This window comes from Pseudomonas sp. B7 (assembly GCF_016735645.1).
Taxonomy (GTDB): domain Bacteria; phylum Pseudomonadota; class Gammaproteobacteria; order Pseudomonadales; family Pseudomonadaceae; genus Aquipseudomonas; species Aquipseudomonas glycinae.
Map to the genome: position 1 here is coordinate 107,685 of NZ_JAERRE010000011.1, position 14,466 is coordinate 122,150.

General features: G+C 57.9%; 12 protein-coding genes. 7 read left to right on the forward strand and 5 right to left on the reverse strand.

Going from position 1 to position 14,466, the window contains the following annotated elements; translation table 11 throughout:
* Positions 1-47 precede the first annotated feature (47 nt).
* Positions 48-827: a lysophospholipid acyltransferase family protein gene (locus tag JKA62_RS23475; protein WP_041475091.1), complete on the forward strand. Its 780-nt coding sequence runs from the start codon at positions 48-50 to the stop codon at positions 825-827.
* A gap of 157 nt (positions 828-984) precedes the next feature.
* Here the strand turns inward: JKA62_RS23475 and JKA62_RS23480 are convergent, their stop codons facing one another.
* Complete coding sequence (locus JKA62_RS23480; protein WP_201819681.1) at positions 985-2,526, reverse strand: sensor histidine kinase; 1,542 nt, start codon at positions 2,524-2,526, stop codon at positions 985-987.
* Between the two features lie 164 nt (positions 2,527-2,690).
* Here JKA62_RS23480 and JKA62_RS23485 point away from each other — a divergent pair, with 164 nt between their 5' ends.
* On the forward strand, positions 2,691-3,407 hold the full coding sequence (locus JKA62_RS23485) for a response regulator transcription factor (RefSeq protein WP_011331735.1): 717 nt from the start codon (positions 2,691-2,693) through the stop codon (positions 3,405-3,407).
* Positions 3,408-3,469: 62 nt separating this feature from the next.
* Here JKA62_RS23485 and gyrB read toward each other — a convergent pair whose 3' ends face one another.
* From gyrB to dnaA, 4 genes are read right to left on the reverse strand one after another with little or no spacing between them, the layout of a single operon-like run.
* Positions 3,470-5,887, reverse strand: a complete 2,418-nt coding sequence (gyrB, locus tag JKA62_RS23490) for a DNA topoisomerase (ATP-hydrolyzing) subunit B (RefSeq protein WP_011331734.1) — start codon at positions 5,885-5,887, stop codon at positions 3,470-3,472.
* Positions 5,888-5,892: 5 nt separating this feature from the next.
* A complete protein-coding gene (gene recF, locus JKA62_RS23495) occupies positions 5,893-6,996 on the reverse strand; it encodes a DNA replication/repair protein RecF (RefSeq protein ID WP_003220208.1) in 1,104 nt (367 codons plus the stop codon).
* A 14-nt stretch (positions 6,997-7,010) separates the two neighbouring features.
* Positions 7,011-8,114, reverse strand: coding sequence for a DNA polymerase III subunit beta (gene dnaN, locus JKA62_RS23500; RefSeq protein WP_011331733.1), 1,104 nt, complete (start codon positions 8,112-8,114; stop codon positions 7,011-7,013).
* Between the two features lie 39 nt (positions 8,115-8,153).
* A complete protein-coding gene (dnaA, locus tag JKA62_RS23505) occupies positions 8,154-9,677 on the reverse strand; it encodes a chromosomal replication initiator protein DnaA (RefSeq protein WP_011331732.1) in 1,524 nt (507 codons plus the stop codon).
* 568 nt (positions 9,678-10,245) lie between these two features.
* Between dnaA and rpmH the strand changes: the two genes are divergently transcribed.
* The 5 genes from rpmH to mnmE all read left to right on the forward strand — a co-directional run bounded on the left by rpmH (position 10,246) and on the right by mnmE (position 14,174).
* A complete protein-coding gene (rpmH, locus tag JKA62_RS23510; RefSeq protein ID WP_003213577.1) occupies positions 10,246-10,380 on the forward strand; it encodes a 50S ribosomal protein L34 in 135 nt (44 codons plus the stop codon).
* A gap of 16 nt (positions 10,381-10,396) precedes the next feature.
* Entirely contained in the window at positions 10,397-10,798 is a 402-nt protein-coding gene (gene rnpA / locus JKA62_RS23515; RefSeq protein ID WP_011336726.1) for a ribonuclease P protein component, read from the forward strand.
* On the forward strand, positions 10,791-11,036 hold the full coding sequence (gene yidD, locus JKA62_RS23520; RefSeq protein ID WP_010465488.1) for a membrane protein insertion efficiency factor YidD: 246 nt from the start codon (positions 10,791-10,793) through the stop codon (positions 11,034-11,036). The genes rnpA and yidD overlap by 8 nt, the downstream gene beginning before the upstream one ends.
* Positions 11,037-11,038: 2 nt before the next feature.
* Positions 11,039-12,721 (forward strand): membrane protein insertase YidC, encoded by a 1,683-nt coding sequence (gene yidC, locus JKA62_RS23525; protein ID WP_197868967.1) that lies wholly within the window; start codon positions 11,039-11,041, stop codon positions 12,719-12,721.
* A gap of 82 nt (positions 12,722-12,803) precedes the next feature.
* Complete coding sequence (gene mnmE / locus JKA62_RS23530) at positions 12,804-14,174, forward strand: tRNA uridine-5-carboxymethylaminomethyl(34) synthesis GTPase MnmE (RefSeq protein WP_011336723.1); 1,371 nt, start codon at positions 12,804-12,806, stop codon at positions 14,172-14,174.
* Positions 14,175-14,466: the final 292 nt, after the last annotated feature.

Below are 14,466 nucleotides of genomic sequence, written 5' to 3' on the forward strand. Positions count from 1 at the left end.
GAGTGCGCTTGAACAGTCGGGCATTGCCCGTAACGGTAAACGTCGCCATGTCGATACTGCAGGCCATCAGAATCTTCCTCTTTTACCTGCTGCTGGGCACCACCGCTCTGCTGTGGTGCAGCCTGAGCTTTTTTATCGCGCCCTTTCTGTCGTTCAAGGCGCGCTATCGTTTCATCAACGTGTACTGGTGCCGCTGCGCCTTGTGGTTGACCAAGGTGTTTCTCGGTATCCGTTACGAAGTCAAAGGCGCGGAAAACGTGCCTGACCGGCCGTGCGTGATTCAATCGAACCACCAGAGCACGTGGGAGACGTTTTTTCTCTCCGCTTATTTCTCGCCCTTGAGCCAGGTGCTCAAGCGCGAACTGCTGTACGTGCCGTTCTTCGGCTGGGCCATGGCCATGCTGCGGCCGATCGCGATTGACCGCGACAACCCGAAAGCCGCCCTCAAGCAGGTGGCGGCGAAAGGTGACGAGCTGCTCAAGGACGATGTCTGGGTGCTGATCTTCCCGGAAGGCACTCGCGTTCCCCACGGCACCATCGGCAAGTTCTCCCGCAGTGGCAGCGCATTGGCGGTGAATGCAGCGCTTCCGGTACTGCCGATTGCACACAATGCCGGCAAGTTCTGGCCGAAAATCGGCTGGGGCAAAAAGTCCGGTGTGATCACCGTGGTGATTGGTGAGCCTATGTACGCCGAGGGCAGTGGACCTCGCGCCATCGCCGATCTGAATGATCGGGTGCAGGCGTGGAACGAGAAGACACAACGGGAAATGGGCTCGCTGCCCCCGGCTCCTGAGGCACCGGCTGCGAACGATCAGATCGCTGTCTGAGATTTGTGGATAACCTGTGTACGGTTTGTTCGCAAAGCGCCGAATCATCAAACTAAGTGACTGATTTATTTATATATTTCCGAATCTGATAAAACACCGTAAAAGGTGCATAAGTTTTTTTCGGAAGTAAGGAAACCGGCTGATATAGCCGGTTTTTTTATGCCTGCTCTTCAGCGATCAGCGGCAGCTCCAGACGGAACGTCGTGCCTCGATCAACCACGCTCACGCATTCGATCCGGCCACCATGGTGATCGACCACGGCTTTGACCATCGACAACCCCAGGCCCACGCCGTCGATACCTTGTGCAGAAGAAAAGCGCCGGTACTGGCTGAACAGATCGGGCAGTTCCTCTGCAGCGATGCCTTTGCCTTGATCAATCAGTTCACAACGCAGCCAGTCGTCGTGGCAGCTGACACTCAGATCGACGGTTGAACCGGCCGGGCTGTACTTGATTGCATTTTCCAGCAGGTTGAACAGCGCGCGGGTCAGCAAGCCCTGATCGGCCATGATCAGGCGCTCGTGTGATTGTTCGTCCATGTCGCTCGAGAGCTCGATGAGCTTTTGCTGAGCGATCGGCAACGCCTGATCCAGCACGTCCATGACCAGCATCCCGAACAGGCTCGGTTGAAACTGATAGGCCTCGGACTCGGCCCGGGCCAACAGAACGAAGCCGTCGGTGAGTTCCAGCGCCCGACGTACCTGGCGCTCAATCTGTTCGAACAGCGGTGAATCCGTTCCCGTCTGATGCCGGTGTACCTCGAGCAGGGCAAGAATCGCCGAATGAGGAGCGCGCAGGTCGTGGGACAGAAAGCGCAACAGCACGCCACGCTGTTCCTCGGCGGCGCGTTCGGCGCTCAGGTCAGTGAGACTCAGCAGCCAGCCAATCGGTATGTCGCCATCCACTGGCAACAACGCGGCGCGTTCCAGACGCAGGCTACGTTCCTTGTGGTCACGAAACTCCAGCAGAGGCAGCTCGGATAGTGGCGGGCGCGGCTCTGTGGACAACTCCGGATAGCCCAGGCTCGCCAGTTGATCGAGCACATCCTCGCCCACCAGAGTGTGATCGAACAGGTTCCGGGCCTTGCGATTGCCCAACAGGACCTCTCCTCGAGGATCGCTGATCAGCGTTGCGACCGGCAGATATTCCAGCCCGTCGGCAATGAATCGGCGAGTATCGCGGGTACGGCTCATGGCTTGCTCAAGCGCCATGATCTGCCCCTGCAAGCGGTCGGCGCTGGGAAACTGCGCCCGACGTCGTTCGGGAAAGACTTTCGGTTCACTGTCCAGCCGCGCCAACTCCCAGCCGAAGTAGGTGAGCACCACACTCAAGCGACGCCAGTTCCAGATCAGATAGCCGAACAGCATGCCCAGCGCCGCAGGCGTGGGTGACCACCAACGCCGCGTTTCAGCCAGGCCTGCACTGGTCAGCAGCACGCAGGCAATCCCGCCCAATGTCAGCCATAACGCCAGTCGCGGGCGCCACAGCAGCAACCCAAGTACGCACGCAACCATGGCTACCGAAAGTCCTGCGCCCATCAACGGCACCGGGTCATGCAAATTGATCTGCGCACGCCAGGAAAGCAGTGCAGTCAGCGGCAACAGCACTAGACTTATCCACACCCACTCGCGCACCAGTTGCCGGAACAACCGCTGAACCTGGCTGGGTACGCGGCTTTCGTGTCGGCGCTGGTTATTCATGGGAAACAGGGCAGGGCAGGTTGAATGGTTTCATAGGCGGCCGGTCTGAGGACGTAGACCCGAAGAATCATAGCGGCTCACTCCAAGGCGTGCCGCTTACTTTCACTGCATGGAGTGAGCCGATCCGGTCGGCACACCACCCGAGCGACAAGGAACCACCGCGTATGCGCGTTGCGATACTGGACGATGAACCCGCCGAACTGCGCCGGGTCGAGCAGACCCTGCAACAAATGGCCGAGGCCGGAGGACAGCCCTGGTCACTGCACAGCTTCGAAAGCGGTGAAGACCTGCTGCGTCAGTTGCGTCGAGAAACCTTCGACCTGCTGATCCTCGACTGGCAATTGCCCGACCTGACCGGCCTGGCGCTGCTGCGCTGGACCCGCGAACACATGGAAGCGCCGCCAGCGGCCATCATGCTGACCAGCCGCGATGGTGAGAGCGATATCGTCCAGGCCCTGAATGCCGGGGCCGACGATTACGTCAGCAAGCCGTTTAGGCCCAATGAATTGAAAGCCCGGGTTGCAGCGGTACTGCGTCGGCACAGCCTGCAACGTAACGCCGCGGCCGACGTCCTGCGTTTCAATGACCTGGTGTTCGACGACGCCGAGCTGACTGTCACCCGCGACGGGAAACCGATTGTCATGACCGAGCGCGAGTATCGACTCGCTCACTGCCTGTTCAGCAATCTTGGCCGACCGCTTTCACGGGATTACCTGTACGAACGATTCTGGCCCCACGAAGAAATGTCCACGTCGCGACCGCTGGACACGCATATCTATCGCCTGCGCAACAAGCTCGGGCTGACGGCGGATCGGGGTTGGCAGTTACTGACGATTTATGGGTATGGGTATCGTTTGGAGAGTGTGGCGGCAGGCGAGTGAATCGCAGGCAATAAAAAAGGCCAACGCTGGTGCGTTGGCCTTTTCGTTGGTGCTGACCAGGATCAGAAATCCAGGTTGGACACCGCCAGAGCGTTGCTCTCGATGAAGTCACGGCGAGGTTCGACCGCATCACCCATCAGGGTGTTGAAGATCTGGTCTGCGCCAATGGCGTCTTCGATGGTGACTTTCAGCATGCGGCGCACGCTTGGGTCCATGGTGGTTTCCCACAGCTGATCCGGGTTCATTTCGCCCAGACCTTTGTATCGCTGAATGGTGTGGCGCTTGGTGCTTTCGGCCATCAGCCAGTCCAGGGCTTCCTTGAACTCAGTGACCGCTTTTTTACGCTCGCCACGCTGGATGTATGCGCCTTCATCAAGAAGGGTGCTCAGTTGAGCGCCGAGGGTGACGACGGTCTTGTAGTCGTTGCTGCCGAAGAAGTCGCGGTTAAAGGTGACATAGTTCGACAGACCGTGGGAGATCAGTTCGACCTCTGGCAGCCAAACGCCACGTTCACGATCTTCACGCAGGCTGGCCTTGTAGACCAGGCCCGACTTCTCGACGGTGCGCAGACGGACTTCGTACTGGGCCAGCCAGTCCTGCATCTTCGCGTGGTCGCCGAGCATTTCCAGGCTGACGGCCGGCAGGTAGATGAAGTGCTCGGTCAGCTCCTGCGGGTACAGGCGCGACAGACGCTTGAGGGTCTTCATCACCATGCGGAAGTCGTTCACCAGACGTTCCAGCGCTTCGCCGGAAATGCCCGGGGCGTCTTCGTTCAGGTGCAGGCTCGCATCTTCCAGGGCCGACTGCGTCATGTACTCTTCCATGGCGTCGTCGTCTTTGATGTATTGCTCTTGCTTGCCTTTCTTGACCTTGTACAGCGGCGGCTGGGCGATGTAGATGTAGCCACGCTCGATCAGCTCAGGCAACTGACGGAAGAAGAAGGTCAGCAGCAGGGTACGGATGTGCGAACCGTCGACGTCAGCATCGGTCATGATGATGATGTTGTGATAGCGCAGCTTGTCGATGTTGTACTCTTCGCGACCGATACCGCAGCCCAGCGCGGTGATCAGGGTGCCCACTTCCTGGGACGAGATCATCTTGTCGAAACGGGCTTTCTCGACGTTGAGGATCTTGCCCTTCAGCGGCAGGATGGCCTGGGTCTTGCGGTTACGTCCCTGCTTGGCAGAGCCGCCCGCGGAGTCACCTTCCACGAGGTACAGTTCGGACAGCGCCGGGTCTTTTTCCTGGCAGTCAGCGAGCTTGCCCGGCAGGCCGGCGATGTCCAGCGCGCCTTTGCGGCGGGTCATCTCACGGGCCTTGCGCGCTGCTTCACGGGCACGAGCAGCGTCGATCATCTTGCCGACGACCAGTTTGGCTTCGTTCGGGTTTTCCAGCAGGAAGTCGGAGAAGTACTTGCCCATTTCCTGTTCGACCGCAGTCTTCACTTCGGAAGAAACCAGCTTGTCTTTGGTCTGGGAGCTGAACTTCGGATCCGGCACCTTCACCGAGATGATCGCGGTCAGGCCTTCACGGGCATCGTCACCGGTGGTGGCGACTTTGTGCTTCTTCGCCAGGCCTTCCTGCTCGATGTAGTTGTTCAGGTTACGCGTCAGTGCCGAGCGGAAGCCCACCAGGTGAGTGCCACCGTCGCGCTGCGGAATGTTGTTGGTGAAGCACAACAGGTTCTCGTTGAAGCTGTCGTTCCACTGCAGGGCGATTTCCACGCCGATGCCGTCTTCACGCTGGATGTTGAAGTGGAACACCTGGTTGACCGCAGTCTTGTTGGTGTTCAGGTATTCAACGAACGCACGCAGGCCGCCTTCGTACTTGAACAGTTCTTCCTTGCCGCTGCGCTCGTCCTTGAGGACGATGCCTACACCGGAGTTGAGGAAAGACAGTTCACGAATGCGCTTGGCCAGGATATCCCAGCTGAAGTGAATGTTCTTGAAGGTTTCGCTGGAAGCCTTGAAGTGAATCTGGGTGCCAGTGGTTTCGCTGTCGCCAACGATCGCCATCGGTGCCTGAGGCACGCCGTGGACGTAGGTCTGTTCCCAGATCTTGCCGCTGCGGCGCACGGTCAGGACCAGTTCTTCAGACAGCGCGTTCACGACCGAAACACCTACACCGTGCAGACCACCGGATACCTTGTAGGAGTTGTCGTCAAACTTACCGCCGGCGTGGAGGACGGTCATGATGACCTCGGCGGCGGAAACGCCTTCCTCTTTGTGCACGTCTACCGGGATGCCACGACCGTTGTCTTTAACGGTGATGGACTCATCCGGGTGGATGATGATGCTGATGTCGTCGCAGTGGCCGGCGAGGGCTTCGTCGATCGAGTTGTCGACCACCTCGAACACCATGTGGTGCAGACCGCTGCCATCGTCGGTGTCACCAATGTACATACCGGGACGTTTGCGCACGGCATCCAGGCCTTTCAGCACTTTAATGCTCGATGAGTCGTACGTATTTTCTTCGCTCAATGCCTTCACTCCCGATGGTCGTGGGTCTGGGTGATACGGCCCTGTTCCACGTGGAACAGAGCGACTGGCGTTTCCGTCTGCCAGCCTTCCCTCAATAATTCGTGATCTACACAGGTGATAAAAACCTGGCAGCGTAAGTCTTCCAGCAAACGGCACAGCGCGCGACGGTGGCTCTCGTCCAGTTCGGACGGCAAGTCATCCACCAGATAAATACACTGGCCGCGTCGGGCCTGGCTCACCAGATGCCCCTGGGCAATCCGCAATGCACAGACCACCAACTTCTGCTGCCCCCGGGACAAGATGTCCGCGGCGTTGTGTGCGCCCAATCTAAGACGCAAGTCAGCCCGTTGTGGCCCAGCCTGGGTATGACCCATCTGCTGGTCCCGTTGCACGGATCCGGCGAGTACAGCGCTCAATTCCCGGTCTTTGTCCCAGCCTCGGTAATAGCTGAGCGTCAAACCTTCGAGCTCAACCAGTTCGCTCAAGGTTTGTTCAAAGACTGGTTTCAAGGCTTTGATGTAAGCGCGGCGGTATTCATCGATTTCAGCGCTGGCCTGGCACAGTTCCCTGTCCCAAACCGCTTGCGAAACGGCGTCAAGTGTACCATGCCGCAGCCAGGAGTTTCTCTGGCGCAAGGCCTTCTGCAAACGCTGCCAGGTGGCCATGAACCGCGGTTCAACGTGGAACACGCCCCAGTCGAGGAACTGCCGGCGAATCTTCGGCGCCCCCTCCAGCAGGCGAAAGCTATCGGGGTTGATCAACTGCAGCGGCAGGATCTCCGCCAGTTGTGCCGCACTGCGTGCATTCTGACCGTCAATGCGAATCTGGAACTCGCCCTGACGATCGCGGGATATCCCCAATGCACTATGGCCGCCCTCGGCAAGTTCAACCTGACCGAACACGGTGCAGGCGAGTTGCTCGTACTGGATGACCGGCAACAACCGCGTGCTACGAAACGAACGGGCAAGCCCCAGCAGGTGAATGGCTTCCAGAACACTGGTTTTGCCGCTGCCGTTGGCGCCGTAAAGAATGTTGATTCGGGGGGAGGGGGAGAAGGTCACCGGGTGCAGATTGCGCACCGCGGTGACCGAGACGCGACTTAGCGACATCCAGAATCAGCTGATTACAGACGCATCGGCATGACAACGTAAGCCGAATCGTCATTGTCGGACTCTTGCACCAGCGCACTGCTGTTGGAGTCGGACAGGATCAGACGAACCTGCTCGGTGGTCATCACGCCCAGCACGTCCAGCAGATAGCTGACGTTGAAGCCGATTTCCAGGGAGCCGCCGTTGTATTCCACGCCTACTTCTTCTTCCGCTTCTTCCTGCTCCGGGTTGTTGGCCTGGATCTTCAACTGACCGCTGGCCAGTTGCAGACGGATACCGCGGTACTTCTCGTTGGACAGAATCGCGGTACGGCTGAACGCTTCACGCAGCGCCTGACGATCGCCCAGTACCAGCTTGTCGCCACCTTTTGGCAGAACGCGCTCGTAGTCCGGGAACTTGCCGTCGACCAGTTTCGAGGTGAAAGTGAATTCACCGGTGGTCGCACGGATGTGGTGCTGGCCCAGGACGATGCTGACATTGCCATCCGGCTCGGTGAGCAGACGTGCCAGTTCGAGAATACCTTTGCGCGGCACGATCACCTGGTGGCGATCCTGCTGACCGATGTCGGCCTGCATCGAGCACATGGCCAGACGGTGACCGTCGGTAGCCACGGCACGGATCACACCGGTCGACACTTCCAGCAACATGCCGTTGAGGTAGTAACGCACGTCCTGCTGGGCCATGGCGAAACTGGTGCGTTCGATCAGGCGACGCAGCTTGCTCTGTTCCAGACTGGTAGTCAGCGACCCCGGGCCTTCTTCCACAGTCGGGAAGTCGTTGGCCGGCAGCGTCGAGAGGGTGAAGCGGCTACGGCCGGCTTTCACCACCAGCTTCTGCTCGTCGACCTTGATGTCGATCAGCGCATCGTTCGGCAGGCTCTTGCAGATGTCCATCAGCTTGCGCGCCGGCACGGTGATGGAACCTGTTTCAGCCGGCTCCTCGAGTTGCACGCGACCGACCAGCTCGACTTCCAGGTCGGTACCGGTCAGCGACAGTTGTTGGCCATCGACAACCAGCAGCACGTTGGACAGTACCGGCAAGGTCTGTCGGCGCTCGACGACGCCTGCGACCAGTTGCAGGGGTTTCAACAGGGCTTCGCGTTGAATGGTGAAATGCATGGTCTAGTCCCTTGCCTTAATAAGCTGCGCTGGTGTTCATCAAGTGGTCAGTGTACGCAGCAGGTTCTTGTAGTCCTCGCGGATGTCCGCGTCGGATTCCTTAAGTTCGTTGATCTTGCGGCAGGCGTGCAACACGGTCGTGTGGTCGCGGCCGCCAAACACATCGCCGATTTCCGGCAGGCTGTGGTTGGTCAGTTCCTTGGACAATGCCATGGCCACCTGACGCGGACGAGCGACCGAACGCGAACGGCGCTTGGACAGCAAGTCGGAGATCTTGATCTTGTAGTACTCGGCGACGGTGCGCTGAATGTTATCCACAGAGACCAGTTTGTCCTGCAGCGCCAACAGGTCTTTCAGGGATTCGCGAATCAACTCGATGGTGATGTCGCGGCCCATGAAGTGCGAGTGGGCGATCACGCGTTTCAGCGCGCCTTCCAGCTCACGGACGTTGGAGCGAATACGCTGGGCAATGAAGAACGCCGCATCGTGTGGCAACTCGACTTTGGCCTGGTCGGCCTTCTTCATCAAGATCGCTACGCGGGTTTCCAGCTCCGGCGGCTCGACGGCAACCGTCAGGCCCCAGCCGAAGCGGGATTTGAGGCGCTCTTCAAGGCCTTCGATTTCTTTCGGGTAGCGGTCACTGGTGAGAATGACCTGCTGGCCACCTTCAAGCAGGGCGTTGAAGGTGTGGAAAAACTCTTCCTGGGAACGTTCCTTGCGGGCGAAGAACTGAATGTCGTCGATCAGCAGAGCGTCCACCGAACGGTAGAAACGCTTGAACTCGTTGATCGCGTTCAGTTGCAGCGCCTTGACCATGTCAGCCACGAAACGCTCGGAATGCAAGTACACGACCTTGGCATTCGGGTTCTTCTTTAATAGGTGGTTACCCACCGCGTGCATCAAGTGCGTCTTACCCAGACCTACGCCGCCATAAAGGAAGAGCGGGTTGTAGCCGTGCTTCGGGTTGTCTGCCACCTGCCAGGCCGCCGCACGGGCGAGCTGGTTGGATTTACCTTCGACAAAGTTTTCGAAGGTAAAGGTGCGGTTGAGGTAGCTGGTGTGCTTGAGCGCGCCTTCGACCTGCACGGTGCGCTGTTCGGCGCGAACCGGGGCCTGTTGCGAAGCGGCACCAGCCATCGGATCGAAGCTGTCGCGGGACGGCTCTTCACTGATCTCTTCTGTTTTCTGCGTTGTGCGCTTGGTCGGCGCAGGCGTCGGAGCTGGTGCTGGCGCACTGGCCGGCGCGGCATTGGCCTGAGCCTGGGACACTTGCGCAGCAGCCAACGGTGCGTTCGGTGCGGCACGAGGAGCCGAACTGCGCTTGCTGCCTATTAATAAGGAGAGCGACGGTGCGAGACCGTTGCCATGCTCATCCAGCAGTTCAAGGACGCGCCCCAGGTACTTTTCGTTGACCCAGTCCAGAACAAAACGGTTCGGTGCGTAGACGCGCAACTCGTCGCCTTCGGCTTCGACCTGTAGTGGACGGATCCAGGTGTTGAATTGTTGGGCAGGCAGCTCTTCGCGCAAAAGCTCCACGCACTGCTGCCAAAGTTCCACTGACACGGATATCCCCTAAGTTGAAAGCCGGTGAGGCAAAAACAAGCGGCCATTGTAGCGGCCAGTCGTCCACTTATCCACATGCAGGTTGCCCGGTGGACATGATTTATCAATGCGTTAAACGCGAAAAAGGCGACCGACGGTGTGTGCATAAGCTCTGTGGATAACCCTATCTGAGCACGCTGGACAACTGGGGGCGAAAGTCGGTGGATAACCAGCCTGTGGATAACAACCTATTCCACACACAGGTTATCCGACAGCGCAGCACAGGCTGAACACGGTTTTCCACTGTAGTTGTCATTCTCTGTACATCGCTTGAAACAAGGCCTTGAGCCAGTTATCCACAGACAGTGGCGTTCCTAGCTTTTACAAGCTTTACAGAAAAGCTTTAAATAATTCCCTTCTTTATTTTTTATCTTTGGCAAACGGGTAATCAGGTCCCGACAGCTCCGAAGATCTATTTATAAGGAAACGTTGGTTGGAAATTGACCTATTGGCTTGCTTTCTCTAGAATCCCCGGTCTCTTAAAACGGGGGCCATTCCGGCCCGTTGTGGACGAACCAGGTAACACGACATGAAACGTACTTTCCAACCAAGCACTATCAAACGCGCTCGTACCCACGGTTTCCGTGCTCGCATGGCTACCAAGAACGGTCGTGCCGTACTGTCGCGTCGTCGCGCCAAAGGCCGCGCACGTCTGGCAGTTTGATAATCCGGCACTGGAGGTGAGTCAGGACTTCAGTCGGGAAAAGCGTCTGCTTACTCCCCGGCATTTCAAGGCAGTCTTTGACTCCCCTACCGGCAAGGTTCCGGGGAAAAATCTCCTGCTCCTTGCGCGCAACAACGATCTCGATCACCCCCGTCTCGGGCTGGTTATCGGGAAAAAGAGCGTCAAGCTCTCCGTCGAGCGCAATCGCCTCAAACGTCTGATGCGCGAATCGTTTCGCCTGCACCAGGATTCACTGGTCGGCTGGGACATTGTTATCGTCGCGCGCAAAGGTTTGGGTGACGTAGAAAACCCCGAATTGATTCAGCATTTCGGCAAACTCTGGAAGCGTCTGGCACGCAACAAGCCGGTACCAGCAGTCAAAACCGAAACTGTAGGGGTAGACAGTCCAGATGCGTAAACTGGCACTCGTTCCGATCCAGTTTTATCGCTATGCCATTAGTCCCCTGATGGCCAGTCACTGTCGTTTCTACCCCAGTTGTTCTTGCTACGCGTATGAAGCCATCGAAAATCATGGCCTTCTGCGCGGTGGCTGGCTGACCTTTCGTCGTTTAGGTCGCTGTCATCCGTGGAATCCCGGTGGTTATGACCCGGTTCCACCTATCCCTACCTCCCGTTCTTCTTCGATGGCCGAGTAATCATGGATATCAAACGCACGATCCTGATCGTCGCCCTGGCAATCGTGTCCTACGTCATGGTCCTTAAATGGAACCAGGACTACGGCCAGGCTGCCCTGCCGACTCAGAATGTTGCTTCCAGTACGACTACATCCGGTTTGCCGGACACCGCCACTGGCAATAACGCTGCCGCCAGTGACGATATTCCGCGCGCCGCAAGCGATACCAGCGCACCTGCCGAAACGCCGGTCGCCGCCAGCAAGGATCTGATCCAGATCAAGACCGACGTGCTCGATCTGTCGATCGATCCACAAGGTGGTGATGTTGCTCAGTTGACCTTGCCGCTGTATCCACGTCGTCAGGATCGTCCGGACGTTCCGTTCCAGCTGTTCGACAACGGTGGCGAACGTACCTATCTGGCACAGAGCGGTCTGATTGGCACCAACGGTCCGGATGCAAACCCGGCCGGTCGCCCGATCTACTCTTCGGAGAAGAAGACTTATCAACTGGCTGACGGTCAGGACCAACTGGTCGTCGACCTGAAATTCAGCAAGGACGGCGTCAATTACATCAAGCGTTTCACTCTGAAACGTGGCCTGTATGACGTGACCGTGACCTATCTGATCGACAACCAGAGCGCTCAGCCTTGGTCCGGTTCGATGTTCGCCCAGCTGAAACGCGACGCCAGCGCCGATCCTTCTTCCACGACTGCTACCGGTACCGCGACCTACCTGGGCGCCGCCCTGTGGACAAGTTCCGAGCCATACAAGAAAGTGTCCATGAAGGACATGGACAAGGCTCAGCTCAAGGAAACCGTCACCGGTGGCTGGGTAGCCTGGCTGCAACACTACTTCGTGACTGCATGGGTTGCTCCGAAGGGCGAAAACAACATCGTCCAGACCCGTAAAGACAGCAAAGGCAACTACATCATCGGTTACACCGGTCCTTCGCTGACCGCTGCACCGGGTGCGAAAGTCGAAACCAGCGCTGTTCTGTACGCCGGTCCGAAAAGCCAGGCGGTGCTGAAAGAGTTGTCCCCTGGTCTGGAATTGACCGTCGACTACGGCATTCTGTGGTTCATTGCCCAGCCAATCTTCTGGCTGCTGCAACATATCCACAGCATCGTCGGCAACTGGGGCTGGTCGATCATCTTCCTGACCATGCTGATCAAAGGGATCTTCTTCCCTCTGTCGGCCGCCAGCTACAAGTCGATGGCCCGCATGCGCGCCGTGGCTCCGAAACTGGCTGCACTGAAAGAGCAACATGGCGATGACCGGCAGAAAATGTCGCAAGCCATGATGGAGCTGTACAAGAAAGAGAAGATCAATCCGCTGGGCGGCTGCTTGCCGATCCTGGTGCAGATGCCGGTTTTCCTTTCCCTGTACTGGGTTCTGCTGGAAAGCGTGGAAATGCGCCAGGCGCCGTTCATGCTGTGGATTACCGACCTGTCGATCAAGGATCCGTTCTTCATCCTGCCGATCATCATGGGCGCGACCATGTTCATCCAGCAGCGTCTGAACCCTACACCTCCGGATCCGATGCAGGCCAAGGTGATGAAAATGATGCCAATCATCTTCACCTTCTTCTTCCTGTGGTTCCCGGCAGGTCTGGTGCTGTACTGGGTTGTGAACAACTGCCTGTCGATTGCCCAACAGTGGTACATCACGCGTAAGATCGAAGCGGCGACGAAAAAAGCCGAGGCGTAACTTACTCTGTGGATAACACCACTCAAAACGCCCCCTAGTGGGGCGTTTTGCTATCTGCCATTTTTGTTCTGGATACCGGTTTATGAGCGCACCTCGTGAAACCATCGCAGCTGTCGCCACCGCCCAGGGCCGTGGCGGCGTGGGCATCGTTCGAATTTCCGGGCCGCTGGCCAGTGTTGCGGCCAAAGCCATCAGCGGCCGCGAGCTGAAACCGCGGTTTGCCCACTACGGCCCGTTCTTCAGTGACAATCAACAGGTGCTGGATGAAGGCCTGGCGCTGTATTTCCCCGGGCCGAACTCGTTCACTGGCGAAGACGTACTGGAACTGCAGGGCCACGGTGGTCCGATCGTCCTCGACATGTTGCTCAAGCGTTGTCTGGAATTGGGCTGCCGTCTCGCGCGGCCCGGTGAGTTCAGCGAAAGAGCATTCCTTAATGACAAACTCGACCTGGCCCAGGCCGAGGCCATTGCCGACCTGATCGAAGCCAGTTCTGCACAGGCCGCGAGAAACGCTCTGCGTTCGTTGCAAGGTGCATTTTCCCAACGTGTGCATAACCTCACCGAACAGCTGATCGGTTTGCGGATTTATGTCGAGGCCGCCATCGACTTCCCGGAAGAAGAAATCGACTTCCTCGCCGATGGCCATGTCCTGAGCATGCTCGACAAGGTTCGTAACGAGTTATCCACCGTATTGCGCGAAGCCGGGCAGGGTGCGTTGCTGCGTGACGGCATGACCGTGGTGATTGCCGGTCGTCCGAATGCCGGCAAATCCAGTCTGCTGAATGCACTGGCCGGCCGTGAAGCCGCGATCGTGACCGAAATCGCCGGTACCACTCGGGATATCCTGCGTGAACATATCCACATCGATGGCATGCCGCTGCATGTCGTGGATACCGCAGGTCTGCGTGATACCGATGATCATGTGGAAAAGATCGGCGTTGAACGAGCGTTGAAAGCCATCGGCGAGGCTGATCGAGTACTGCTGGTCGTCGATGCCACGGCGCCTGAGGCCGCTGATCCGTTCGCCCTGTGGCCGGAATTCCTCGAAACCCGACCGGATCCGGCGAAGGTTACATTGATCCGTAACAAGGCCGATCTCACGGGTGAGCCCATTGCCTTGGAAGTCAGTGACGATGGCCATGTGACGATCAGCCTGAGCGCCAAATCTGCGGGAGAGGGTCTGGATCTGCTGCGTGATCACCTCAAGGCTTGCATGGGCTACGAACAAACATCGGAAAGCAGCTTCAGCGCACGCCGCCGGCACCTGGAAGCCCTGCGTCATGCCAGTGATGCCCTGGAACATGGACGTGCCCAACTGACGTTGGCGGGTGCTGGTGAGCTGCTGGCCGAAGACCTGCGTCAGGCCCAACAGTCTCTTGGGGAAATCACCGGCGCCTTCAGTTCAGATGATTTGCTGGGACGAATCTTTTCCAGCTTCTGCATCGGTAAATAACCCTTCCGTTGTCCACAGACAGGTCCGTTCGCGACCTGTCTGTTCTCCCTCCCTCGTATTTCTTTCCTCCAGTGCCGGACAGATTTCTATTCCTGAGTAGATTTTCCGTGTCCGCGATTCCTTCATTCATCCGATTTCTGTGGATTAAGCCCTGTGAATAACTGCCGCTAAGGGCAGTTGATAACAGGGCCTGAAAACTGAAAATAACTGCCGCTGTGGATAACCATCTCATTCATCCACAGGCTTACACCGGTTATCCAAGGGCCTCATGGTCACATGGACACAGGGTTTT